Here is an 11,434-nt window from a genome sequence, read left to right on the forward strand (position 1 = left end):
GGCCTTCCGGTCTTTGGCTGCCGGGGACGCACGCCGATGCAGAAAGGCTCGTCTCTTGCGCCGGCGGTATGCCTTCACCCTCCGATGGTATCCGCCGTAGCGCCACAATGTGACGCACTGCGACGCATACGCCGGTCCCCCACCGCAACACCATCCGCCCGCACTGGCGCTGCGAGAAAATCCGATGCAGATACTGGAGCCTGGAATCGCGCATACCCCGGCCGCAAACTGTCCCGCTCAGGGTGGACAATCCCGACAGTTGCACCCGCGCAGATCATTGGCTGCGTCCGGGTCTGCACCAACGAACAGGACCTGGCAACGCCGCGCAAGGCGCTTACGGGGCTGGGCGACCCCCGAGGGCCTGACCAATGGTGACCACGGCGCGCGGCCGGCAGAAACAAGGATCGGCTGGGATTGAACGAAGCCCTGGGCGCTGTCCGGGCCGGCGGCACCCTGGTCGTCGCCAAGAGAGGAACCACCCGGCAGCAGCAACGGCCACCAACAAAAATGGGCCCCCGCAAGGGCCCATAAAGGAGATTTGTACACAGTCATACGCTCACAAGCCTCTGAACAGGGAAAACACGTGCCCGAGGTGGGACTCGAACTGCATTCGCTCCCCCAGAAACATTGAGCTCCCCCCGAGACATAAGGAATCCGCGCAGTGAGGTCCGCGATCGACTCTGAGGCGACTCAACGATGGCATGCCAGCGCGAACATCACAGCCGTGAGGGCCGGCGTCCTGGCCCGACGTACTCACACGCGTATACCCGAGATGTCCCGCCGGCTATTGTGCCTCAGAAACCCCCGGCCAGCACCCGCCTGAGACGAATTACGGTGAGACATATTTCCACGACACGAGGCGGGCCAGCACGCTGTCGGTTCCTTCAATCCTCCAGACACGACGGGGTGTCTTGAATGGTGTTGTTTGCCAAGACGGCAGCGGATACGGTCGCTGCCGTGTTTCTCACTGGCGGTCGTCGACAAGAATCCTGCACGGTTCGGTCCTGGTTGGCGGTACGAGGAGCGACGTAGAAGCTCAAGAGGGCCTTTCGGTCAGTCTTTGATGGGGGCCGAACGACGGACAGTAGTCGAGTGCACTATAAGTGCAGTATGATGCACTTATGGATGAGAGTACAACGAGCTTGGCGCTGGCAATCGGCGCCCGAGTTAAGCAGGAGAGGCAGTCGCGGGGCTGGACGCTTGATCAGCTTGCGGAGTCTGCAGGGGTAAGCCGCAGGATGGTCGTCAACGTGGAGCAGGGTGCCGCGAATCCCAGCGTGGGAACTCTGCTGAGGATCAGCGACGCGCTGGGTGTGGGGCTGCCGGCGTTGGTCGAGCCACCTCGACCGAAGCCGGTGAAGGTCACGCGCAGTGGTGAGGGCGCTGCTTTGTGGAGCGGTGAGTACGGCGGCCGCGGGGTGTTGGTGGCCGGCACCGAACCGCCGGACGTGGTTGAACTGTGGGACTGGACGCTGGGTCCCGGCGACCGTCATGTGAGCGAGGCCCACACGTCGGGGACCAAGGAGCTTTTGCAGGTCCAGCAGGGCACGGTCACGGTGGAGGTCGCAGGTCAATTGCTCACCCTCGATGAGGGCGATGCGGTGACGTTCCCGGGCGACGTGGCACACTCTTACGCCAATCCGGGCACGGAGCCGGCGAGGTTCTCCCTGGCCGTCTTCGAGCCGGGCGTGGGGACAGGTCACCGGCCGGAGGCGTCCGATGCTTGAGTCGGGCATGCTTCAGGAATTTCTCGACGGCGGCCATGTTGACGCCGCCGTGTTCGCGCTGCGGCCCGACTACCGGGCTTTGCTGCTGGCCGTTGACGGACTCGTCCCTGGCCCGAGTGACCAGGCCGGAGAGGAGATGCTCCAGGCGGCGGAGTCCGCAGCCCGGGAGCTGCTCAACGGCCGGCCGGTTGAGCAGCTCCCACACGTGGCTGCGTGGCGTGAGGCTTATCAGGGCTTCGGCGCCAAACCGAACCGCACTCGCAACAGCCTGGAGGCGCTCCTGCGCCGGGCGGTGTCCGGGTTGCCCCGGGTGAACCGTCTCACCGACCTCTATAACGCCGTTTCAGTGCTCCACCAGGTCCCGCTGGGTGGGGAGGATCTGACCCGCTACAGCGGTGCGCCGCGGCTGGTTCGAGCCACCGGCAAGGAAGCCTTTGATACCGCCGCCGACGGCGCCACGGTGATCGAGCACCCGGAATCCGGCGAGGTGGTGTGGCGCGATGACGCCGGCGTGACCTGCCGGCGCTGGAACTGGCGCCAGGCACGCCGCACCCAGCTCGGCGAGGAGACCACCTCCGCGCTGTTCATCCTCGACGCGCTCGAACCCATGACCGATGAGGCGCTCCACGCCGCAGCCGAGGACCTGATCGCCCGGCTGACCCTCCTGGGTCCCGACGTCGGCGTTGCCCGCCGCCTGATAGCCGCGGGCACGCCAGCCAACGAAGGAGACTGACATGCTCGTCCACTCCCGGATACGCGCGATCGTTGACCGGCAGGCCCGAAGGGGTCAGCCGTGAGCCAGCGCGTCCCCAAGAATGTCCCCGTTCCGCCGTGGGGGCTGGCCGTGGCGGCCATGCTCTCAGTCCAGCTGAGTTCGGCACTGTCAGTGGATCTGATCGCGGCGGTGGGGCCGGCCGGAACTGCCTGGCTCAGACTCAGTGTGGGGGCGCTCGTCTTCTTGGCCGTTGCCCGACCCCCATTGCGCGCGCTGCGCCGCCCCGACGTCCCCGTGCTACTCGGGCTGGGTGTCGCCACCGGACTGATGACCATCGCGTTTCTCGCCTCCATCGAACGCATCCCGCTCGGCACCGCCGTCGCGATCGAGTTCCTCGGTCCGCTGACTGTCGCCGGGGTGCGCAGCCACAGCGCACGCTCGCTTATCTGGCCAGCCCTGGCGCTGCTGGGCGTCGTCCTTCTGACCGAACCTTGGGCTGGTGAGATCAACCTCGCCGGTATCGGGTTGGCAGGGCTCGCGGCCGTCGGGTGGGCCGTCTACATTGTGCTCACCCAACGGATCGGCGACCGCTTCACGGGCATCGGTGCGCTTTCACTCACCGTTCCCGTCGCAGCTGCCACGGCAGCGGTCGTCGGCATCCCGCAGTCCGCCGGACATCTCAACCTCGGTGTCCTCTCCGTCGCTTTCGGACTGGCCGTCCTGATGCCGGTGCTGCCAATGGCGCTCGAGATGCTCGCCCTGCGCCGGATGACGCCCACGGCGTTCGGTACCCTGATGGCCCTCGAACCCGCCATCGGGGTGCTCCTCGGGCTGCTCGTGCTGCACCAGCAGCCCTCACTCACCCAATTCGGTGGCATCACGCTCGTCGTCCTTGCAGGGGCCGCCGCGCAACGCGGTGGCCGACGGCGACCGCGCTCCCGCGAACACGCCGGCGCCCGCATCGCCCCCGACCTCATCGGCCAAGGGCCAAAGTAAGCGACAGTCCTCCAAATAGGGGGTCCGCCAGACTGTCGCTACGCGGGAATTCCCTGCTGACAGGGCCCGCAGCTAAGTCCCCCAGGGAGTGCCTCAGACTTTGCTTCCCTGTTATTCAGACCTAAGGAGTTATAACCATGTTCACCGGCTTGAGTGCCTTCCCCCTGACCCCTCTGGCAGATGATGCTGTTGACGAGTCTGCCTTCGTTCGCCTGATCGAACGGCTCTCGGAGGCGAAGGTTGGCTCCATTACCGCGCTCGGATCCACGGGCTCCTACGCGTATCTGAGCGGCGAGGAACGGAGCCGTGTGGCTCGTCTTGCCGTCGAGCACGCCGGCGCGACACCGGTGTTCATTGGTGTTGGGGCCTTGCGGACCTCACACGTCCTCGCGAACGCTGAAATGGCAGAGCAGGCGGGGGCTTCCGCACTCCTGCTTGCGCCCATGACCTATCAGCCCCTCACCGAAGATGACGTGTTCGAACTCTTCCGGACCGTCACCGCGAACTCGTCGCTGCCCGTGATCGTCTATGACAACCCGGGCACCACCCATTTCACCTTCACGACCGAGCTTTACGGACGCATCGCGGAACTGCCCGGAATCGCCTCCATCAAAATCCCCGGTGTGCCGGCCGATCCGGAGCAGGCACAGGCGCGGGTTCAGGAAATCCGAGCCGCCGTCCCGGCGCACGTGACCATCGGAGTTTCCGGTGACGCAAAGGCCGCCGCCGGACTGGCCGCCGGGTGCGATGCCTGGTACTCCGTCATCGGCGGCACCTTGCCCGCCCTGGCGCTGCGGATCACCCGGGCCGCTCTGGAAGGGCGGGTCTCAGACGCGACCGCTGAGTCCGAACGGCTCGCACCGTTGTGGGAGTCGTTCGCCGAGTTTGGCGGGAGTATCCGGGTCGTTGCGGCCATAGCGGAACAGCTGGGACTGGCATCACCATCGTGCCTGCCGCTTCCCCTCCAGGGATTGACCGCGGAGCAGCGTGCCCATGTTGGCAGGATTGTCGATGAGCTCGGGCTTAACCCGTAGCGCCGGCCTCGGCGTTTCACGCGGGAAGTACCGCCGGGGCGGGGCGCTGGCGCGCTACGTCTTCGCCGCGACGCTTGTGCGAAGCGCAGACGGCGGCGCAGTGGTCGCCATCGTGCTGCTCGCGCACGCCTGCGGGATGCCGGGCTGGCTGGCCGGCATCCTGGGAGCATCAATCACCGCACCCCACGTGCTCGGCCCCTTCATCGCCCGACGCCTCGATACAGCCCGTGACGGACGCAAGGTCATCGCGTGCTCCGCAGTCCTCCACGGGGTGCTGCTCGGTGCTGCTGCACTGCTCCTGCCCGTCGCCTGGCCGATCTGGCCAGCCTTGCTGCTCTTCGTCTCCGGCATCTTCGGGCCGATGCTCACCGGCGGGATCAGCAGCCGCCTGCCCTCCATCGCCGGCCCCGGGCAGCGCAGCCAACGCAGAGCACAAAGCTGGGACGTCGCAAGCTACGGACTCAGCGGCACCCTCGGCCCGGCAGCAGTGGCATGGATCGCGGCAGCATCCGACGCACTCACCGCGACATTGGTTCTGGCCGGAGCCGCCGTCGTTGGTGCTGGAGCCGTCCTCGCACTCCCCAAGCAAGAGCCGCCCAACAAGGCCGTTGGGGTGCCATCACCCGGACGAACACTGAGCCTCATATGGGAACGTGGTCCGCTGCGCCGCACACTCGGACTCACCGTGACCGTCGCATTCTCTGTCGCCGCGCTACCGATCTACGCCGTTGCCACAGCTCCCGCGTTCGGCGGCGCCGCGGCCGCCGGAACACTGGTCGCAGCCTACGGGATAGGGAATCTCCTCGGATCAGCAGGGCTCATGCTCCGACCGCTTCGCCGCGACGCAGACCCTCTCATGAGCTCCCTCTCCGCACTCGTCGCGGCAACGCTGATACTCGTGATGCTTACTCCGACACTCCCCACATCCCTCATTGCCTTCGGCCTGGCAGGGATCGCCAACGCAATGTTCTTCGCGGCAACCCTCGCCGCGCGAAGCGAATACGCACCCATCGAGGCCCGCGGCCAAATCTTCATCTGGGTAGGCGCACTCAAGATCGCAGCAGGATCCGCCGGAACAGCCGTCGCGGGTGCAACTATCGCACAGACGGTTTGGGCACCACTTCTGCTGGCGACAGCCCTCACAGCAATTGCTGCGACCACCAGCATCATCGAGCGCTCCCGTCCACGCTTGTCCAAACACTAGCCCGCCTGAATCCGCGGCGTGTATGCGGCGAGCAATGTCTCCAACCTGATGGCCCCGTCGCGGAGCACCGGGCCGGCCGAGGGTGTCATTCCCGGCGCAGGGATCAACGCCGACGTCATCAAAGAGGAATCCCCCGGGGCCGTCGAGGGCCACTTCGGCCCCTTCTCGGCCGCCGCGGAAGCAACTGTCGCTCAGATCTGCCTGGGTCACCGACGCCATGGCCTTTATGATGGGCAGAAATCCACCGGCATACGCCCTGCGGCCACAGTTGAAAGGTAAGTAGGCCTTGGCGGGGTGGGTAGCGTTGGTCCATGGGACTGGTCGACGACAGCCCGGACCGGGCAGCCCTGACGTTGACGCGGCTCGCCCGCGGAAGAATCCGTAGGACCCGGCGACCTGGCAGGCGCATGCTCGACTATCTAGACGACCTCGGACAGCGGAACGGCACCCCTTCCTCGGGTTGGTGGCCACCGCATTGCCCCGAGCCACTTCAAATCCCTGGACTATCTGGGAGCAGGGTTGCGCGAGCCGTGTTGGGGCGGGATGTTCGACACTAAATCACTGTCACCTGCTGGAATTTGACCTTGTCTTTGTCGTCGCGCGCCGCGCCCATTTGACCGGGAGCGCCGCTGGGCCCCGCGAGGCCCGGTGTGGATGGCTGGCCAGGGTCAGTGCTGGCGTGGCTGAAGTCGCCTCGGGCGCCGCTGTCGCCGGTGACCCCCGCGGCACCTCCCGGGCCCGGGTCTCCTCCTTTGCCGGGGTCTCCTGACTTCGCCTTGAACACGCTCTGGCCACCGCTTTGGTCGGAAATGTAAAAGACAAGGATGTCTCCGGCTGCGCCCGCGTCGCCGCCCCGACCTCCAACCCCGCCCTGGGCTCCATTCCCTCCTGCGCCGCCGTAAGCGCCGGGCTCGCAGTCGTTTCCGTCGCCGCCCTTTCCGCCCTTGCCGCCGGCGCCACCTTTTCCTCCGTTTCCACCTTTCCCTCCGTTGCCGCCTGAAGCGTCGACAGATACGTCGCTGCCGAGGACGCTCACGTGTAGTTCAACGGTGCCGCCCTTGCCGCCTGGCAAGCCATCCGCGCCGGGGCCGCCGATGCCGCCATCGCCGCCACGTCCGCCGCGCGTGGCACCAGTGTCGGTGACGAAGAACCAGCCACTGCACACCGCTCCGAATCCCCCTTGTCCCTGCGGTCCGTCTCCTCCGGCAGCGCCAGCCGCGCCATCGCCGCCATCCGTTCCCCGCTTGTCGATGCCGCCCATTTTAGGATCTCCTGTTCTGGTGAGGGTAAGTCTCTGATGGGTTTGCTGCTGTTAAGTTCAGCGCCAGCCGGCCGTGACAGCCTCCACTCGAGCGAGGATCTCGGAGATGGCAAGACGATCTGTATAGCCCTCTATGGGCGGATGCGGGCCGGGCTTGGTCATTTCCTCCACCACCAGGGGAATCTCCAATGGTGTAGGCGGGGCACCGACCATCTCGTTGCAGGTGAGCAGGAAGTGGCTGCTCTCCGGTACGATCCAGCCGTACTGGTGGAACTTCACGTTCCCGGCCGTCAGCGCGTTGATCGATCGTTTGAGGAACAGCAGGCCTCGCACTTCGAGGTCGCGGTCCAGAAGCCGGACCTCCTTCCACACCGGAAATGCGTCGCGGACCGGTGAAATGAAACGCGCACCTTTCTCAGCGGTCAGCTTCGCCAGGGCAGGAGAATGGCCACGAGCGATAAGCATCGCCGTTGCGCGACTGACCGCGTCACGCACCATCACAACTTCCTGTGGAATGGTTGCAGTGCCCTCGATCTCTCGGGACGACACAACACCGTGGTTACCCTCAGAGAAAACCACATCAGGCACAGAGGCATGCTCGAGACTGCGTTGGATGTCGTTCAGATCTTCCTCCGGGATGGCGGGGTGGATGATTCCGAGGCGGTAGAGGTCCCTGATTGAGCGCGGTCTTTCTTCGACCAGAAATTCAGCGGCCGGAGAGTCAGGGCTGTCAGAGAAGACGACCGGGTAGTCCGACTCCTCGATTACATATGTGTCAGGCATGATCTGTCCTTGCTTGAACGGAACCTGTTTGGGGGAATGGGGTCCGGTCACGAGGTGGGGACCTGCGTGAAGCGGTCAGCTCTGGGTGATCGGACCAGTCGGCGCCTGCGAGTGTCTCTCAGGTGGGACCGCCAGCCGCCGATCCTCATCCTGGGCGCGGAGACGTGGCGGGCAAGGGACACGGTCGGGTTCTGGACGATTTTGGCTCTGTAGCCGTCCGCGATCAGCAGGTCGTAGACACCTTGCCAGCCTGATCCGTCGACGAAGCCGCCGTGCACGAGCACGAGGTTCTTTACTGGTTCCTCGGACATGCGACCCTTCTGTTTAAGGGAGTAACAACCGGATGCTAGCCGGACCCGGTCCGGGTCGCTAGGGTCCATTGACCGGGGCAATGCCTCGACGCCGCCTTTACCTGCGATTCCGTCGAATGGTTCTCGAAATGGAACGGGCGCTCCCGAGCCCGAATCGAGTTTGAGAGGGAGCGGGGAACCCAGAAAGTTGGTCGGGAAGTGTGCCTCATTCTGTCCCCCGGGGGATGGAGCCTACGGTCAGCGGAGCGCGCGCAGATACCGTGCAGGCACGATTCGCTGCCCGATTCGAAGGAGTGGGTAGATTGCCCGCCAGTCGGCCATCTGCTCTCGGCTCAGCGCGCGCCCAGACCGGGATGCACCGCAGCTTTGCAGTACCGCGGACCTTTCCCGTGAGTCAACGCGCACCCTAGCCCGGGATGCGTTCTGGAACTACGCTGGGGCAGGCGTCGCCCTGTTTCCGGGCAGGCGGCGGGCACGTGGTCGGGGAAGGAGGCGGTCCATGAACGCACAGAACATCACCCACTGGATCCGGGCGGGGTTGTGGACACTGCCCCTTTACGGTCTGATCACCGCCTGGGCCACGCTTGAGCCTCAGCCGGACCAGCAAAAGGATCCAGACGCCTGGGCACGGTTCGTCAGCTCGGGCTCGTATCAATCCAGCCACTTGCTCGGCAGCTACGGAGGCACCATCCTCGCCATCTTCGGGGTGTTCGCGCTGGGCTGCTGCCTGGCCAACAGCCGCGTCGGCCGCCTGGCACTGGCAGCAACAGTCATCACCGTCGCAGGAACTGCCTTGCTAATGGTCCCCGCTGTCCTCTCCACTTTCGCCACTCCCGCGATCGGGAAGGCGTATCTGGAAGGGAACCGGGACGTCATGCTTCTGGAGTTTCCATCCGCCATGACGGTCTCGTTCCTGCTCGGGCTGCTGCTCGCGTTCGTTGGCAACGTCTTGCTTGGAGTCGCGGTCTGGCAGTCCCGGACGCTCCCCCGTTGGGCCGGGGCGCTATGGATTGCCGGCGCCGTACTGTTCTACCTCCTCGGCGTCGTGCTGGGGCAGGCGACCACGGGCAGCAGCCTTCCGACACAACCGGCCGGTGCCTTGCTCATGGCTGCATCGGGTGGCTGGATGGCGTGGAGCCAGTCATGGCAGGGCCAGCCAGCCGCGGCCGTCCATGCGGCCGGCACGCGCTGACGGCTTAAGGTTCGTGGAGGTCGGACTTGCCCCAGCGGTCCAAGTGATTGTGTTGAGAACTCGCGTCGGCTCCATCCGTTCGGATGGATCGAGACGATGAATACCGGAGAACGCCTCATGCCACATCTACGACGTTGCGATTATGTCGGTATCACCGTTGGCGTATCACCCATGTGCGCGGTCCGGAGGATTATCGTGCCCCTGGCCCAGCGGATCGGCTGACCTGCCTTCAGCCGCGCCGACCTCACCGGTGAGGTCCGACTCGGGCCCCGAAGATGCCCACCCGCTAACGTTCAGCAACCCAGCACGGGCGCTCACGCCTTTCCCGCGGCCACGGCGGATAACGACGAAGATTTGATCCCCAAGACTCAGCAAGTCATGCAGGTCCAAGCGCTCCCGCCCATGAAGAAGTACGCAGCAACACCGCTGTCCAAGCCAAGAGAAGGAGCCGCCAGACCGCGCCAGACACCAACAAAAATGGGCCCCCGCCGGGGCCCATAAAAGGAGATTTGGACACATTCAGCGGCTACAAGCCCCTGAACAGGGAAAACACGTGCCCGAGGTGGGACTCGAACTGCATTCCCTCCCCCGCAAACACTGGACTCCCGCGGAAACATGCGGAATTCGGTCCAATCCGACACCGGTACGGCCCGGTCCGAAGCCCAATGTGTGTACTTTGTACACACCCCAAAATGGCCAGCTCAAAGCATCGCAGTCACCAGCCGCACCCGACACATTTCGCCAACGACCACCAGCAACCGCACCTACTCGGGCTAAAAACGCCGCTCCCCCATCGGCCACACGTGGCGAGAGAGGCCGCCACCGTCACGATATATTCGGAACTTCCTTGACGGTCTGCGTGACAGGTGCCATAGTCTTCATATGGACCTGTTGGACAGCTGGACAGCTGCACAAGATCGAGTGGTACGCGTCGGCGCGGCCGAAGCGGTCTTCGCATCCCTCCGCAGCGCAATCGAAGGCGGCAAGATCCCTGTCGGCACCCGCCTGGACTCAGAGGCATCGCTGGCCAAACAGTACGGCGTGAGCCGCACGATGGTCAGGGAGGCGCTGCGTTCCTGCACCGCGTTGGGACTCACGGCCACCCACACGGGTAAAGGCACCTTCGTCATCGCTGACAAGGTGGCCCAGGACCTCAAACTCGGCAAATATTCGGCCAGCGCCCTCGTGGAAGCCCGCCCCCACGTGGAAGTGCCGGCCGCGGGCCTCGCCGCCCAACGCCGCAGCAACGAAGACCTGGAGGCCCTTCGGGAAATCCTCCGGGAAATGTCCGAGGAGGACGATCTCCAGCAGTGGGTGCTTTTGAACACCGAGTTCCACGTGACCATCGCCCGGTGCAGCGGCAATGGCGTGTTCGAATCATTCCTGTCCGACATCTGTGACGCCATGGCCAACCAATCGAACACGCTTAACCTCGTGGCGGACCGGCGCAAAGAATCGGGTCAGGAGCACGCCCGCATTTTCGCTGCCATCGAGAGTGGATCAGCCGACGAAGCATCCCAGGCCATGAGGATGCATTTGCACGGGGTTGAATGCGCCCTGGGCACCATCGTCCCCGGAAGCGGAAACTCCAGGTCCGGCCATACGCGCTAGATCCTAAACCTCGGATTTCACCCACCTCCCCTGCTGCAGTCGCCGCAGGCCCCGCGCGGTCTCTTTGCCCTGGAACAACCATGCCCACCGTGCTGGCAGCGGCGTCACTCAGGCCTGCCCCGGATTTTTCCGTCCAAACCCGTCAACGAAGCCCTGTGAGGACCCAATGACCAATGTCCATACCGCCCCGGACACCCGCTCCGAACACGACCTCCTGGGTGACCGGGATGTTCCCGTCGGCGCCTACTGGGGCGTCCACACCCTCCGGGCCGTGGAGAACTTCCCCATCACCGGCCAGCCAGTGTCCTCCAACATGCACCTGGTCCGCGGCCTGGCCGCCGTGAAACTCGCCGCCGCCCGCACCAACCACGAGCTCGGACTGCTCGACGCCGGGCGTGCCGCCGCCATCGGGCAAGCCTGCACCGAGGTCATGAACGGCAAACTCAGCGAGCAATTCGTCGTCGACGTCATCCAGGGCGGCGCCGGGACCTCCTCGAACATGAACGCCAACGAGGTCATCGCCAACCGGGCCCTGGAAATCCTCGGGCACCCGAAGGGCGACTACGCCCGGCTGCACCCCAACGACCACGTCAACCTCAG

11 protein-coding genes are annotated in these 11,434 nt (G+C 65.1%); 8 read left to right on the plus strand and 3 right to left on the minus strand.

The features are described 5' to 3' along the window. Positions 1-1,121 precede the first annotated feature (1,121 nt). The 5 genes from AC1DN2_RS16460 to AC1DN2_RS16480 all read left to right on the plus strand — a co-directional run bounded on the left by AC1DN2_RS16460 (position 1,122) and on the right by AC1DN2_RS16480 (position 5,676). The gene (locus AC1DN2_RS16460) at positions 1,122-1,727 is read left to right on the plus strand and encodes a helix-turn-helix domain-containing protein (protein ID WP_476851186.1); all 606 of its coding nucleotides are present in this window, start codon (positions 1,122-1,124) and stop codon (positions 1,725-1,727) included. 7 nt (positions 1,728-1,734) lie between these two features. Then, a complete protein-coding gene (locus tag AC1DN2_RS16465) occupies positions 1,735-2,460 on the plus strand; it encodes a B3/B4 domain-containing protein (RefSeq protein WP_476851187.1) in 726 nt (241 codons plus the stop codon). Positions 2,461-2,520: 60 nt separating this feature from the next. Further along, positions 2,521-3,438 (plus strand): EamA family transporter, encoded by a 918-nt coding sequence (locus tag AC1DN2_RS16470; protein WP_476851188.1) that lies wholly within the window; start codon positions 2,521-2,523, stop codon positions 3,436-3,438. A gap of 137 nt (positions 3,439-3,575) precedes the next feature. Further along, positions 3,576-4,472 (plus strand): dihydrodipicolinate synthase family protein, encoded by an 897-nt coding sequence (locus AC1DN2_RS16475; protein ID WP_476851189.1) that lies wholly within the window; start codon positions 3,576-3,578, stop codon positions 4,470-4,472. Beyond that, positions 4,450-5,676, plus strand: a complete 1,227-nt coding sequence (locus AC1DN2_RS16480) for an MFS transporter (protein WP_230010386.1) — start codon at positions 4,450-4,452, stop codon at positions 5,674-5,676. The genes AC1DN2_RS16475 and AC1DN2_RS16480 overlap by 23 nt, the downstream gene beginning before the upstream one ends. 553 nt (positions 5,677-6,229) lie before the next feature. Here AC1DN2_RS16480 and AC1DN2_RS16485 read toward each other — a convergent pair. From AC1DN2_RS16485 to AC1DN2_RS16495, 3 genes are read right to left on the minus strand one after another with little or no spacing between them, the layout of a single operon-like run. Beyond that, entirely contained in the window at positions 6,230-6,937 is a 708-nt protein-coding gene (locus AC1DN2_RS16485; protein WP_476851190.1) for a hypothetical protein, read from the minus strand. A gap of 57 nt (positions 6,938-6,994) precedes the next feature. After that, entirely contained in the window at positions 6,995-7,720 is a 726-nt protein-coding gene (locus tag AC1DN2_RS16490; RefSeq protein WP_476851191.1) for a hypothetical protein, read from the minus strand. 47 nt (positions 7,721-7,767) lie between these two features. Then, a complete protein-coding gene (locus AC1DN2_RS16495; RefSeq protein ID WP_476851192.1) occupies positions 7,768-8,031 on the minus strand; it encodes a hypothetical protein in 264 nt (87 codons plus the stop codon). A 499-nt stretch (positions 8,032-8,530) separates the two neighbouring features. Here AC1DN2_RS16495 and AC1DN2_RS16500 point away from each other — a divergent pair, with 499 nt between their 5' ends. The 3 genes from AC1DN2_RS16500 to AC1DN2_RS16510 form a co-directional block, all read left to right on the plus strand. Then, the gene (locus tag AC1DN2_RS16500; protein WP_476851193.1) at positions 8,531-9,223 is read left to right on the plus strand and encodes a DUF4386 family protein; all 693 of its coding nucleotides are present in this window, start codon (positions 8,531-8,533) and stop codon (positions 9,221-9,223) included. Between the two features lie 882 nt (positions 9,224-10,105). After that, entirely contained in the window at positions 10,106-10,834 is a 729-nt protein-coding gene (locus tag AC1DN2_RS16505; protein ID WP_476851194.1) for a FadR/GntR family transcriptional regulator, read from the plus strand. Positions 10,835-11,000: 166 nt separating this feature from the next. Further along, the coding region (locus tag AC1DN2_RS16510; protein WP_476851195.1) for a lyase family protein at positions 11,001-11,434 on the plus strand (434 nt) is incomplete at its 3' end.

The sequence above is a fragment of the Arthrobacter sp. 01L42 genome, assembly GCF_056400005.1.

What these genes read in the sequence shown, in the direction of transcription:
- AC1DN2_RS16460 (WP_476851186.1), top strand. Translation starts at nt 1,122, where the DNA reads ATGGATGAGAGTACAACGAGCTTGGCGCTGGCAATCGGCGCCCGAGTT.
- AC1DN2_RS16465 (WP_476851187.1), top strand. Translation starts at nt 1,735, where the DNA reads ATGCTTCAGGAATTTCTCGACGGCGGCCATGTTGACGCCGCCGTGTTC.
- AC1DN2_RS16475 (WP_476851189.1), top strand. Translation starts at nt 3,576, where the DNA reads ATGTTCACCGGCTTGAGTGCCTTCCCCCTGACCCCTCTGGCAGATGAT.
- AC1DN2_RS16480 (WP_230010386.1), top strand. Translation starts at nt 4,450, where the DNA reads ATGAGCTCGGGCTTAACCCGTAGCGCCGGCCTCGGCGTTTCACGCGGG.
- AC1DN2_RS16485 (WP_476851190.1), bottom strand. Translation starts at nt 6,937, where the DNA reads ATGGGCGGCATCGACAAGCGGGGAACGGATGGCGGCGATGGCGCGGCT.
- AC1DN2_RS16490 (WP_476851191.1), bottom strand. Translation starts at nt 7,720, where the DNA reads ATGCCTGACACATATGTAATCGAGGAGTCGGACTACCCGGTCGTCTTC.
- AC1DN2_RS16495 (WP_476851192.1), bottom strand. Translation starts at nt 8,031, where the DNA reads ATGTCCGAGGAACCAGTAAAGAACCTCGTGCTCGTGCACGGCGGCTTC.
- AC1DN2_RS16500 (WP_476851193.1), top strand. Translation starts at nt 8,531, where the DNA reads ATGAACGCACAGAACATCACCCACTGGATCCGGGCGGGGTTGTGGACA.
- AC1DN2_RS16505 (WP_476851194.1), top strand. Translation starts at nt 10,106, where the DNA reads ATGGACCTGTTGGACAGCTGGACAGCTGCACAAGATCGAGTGGTACGC.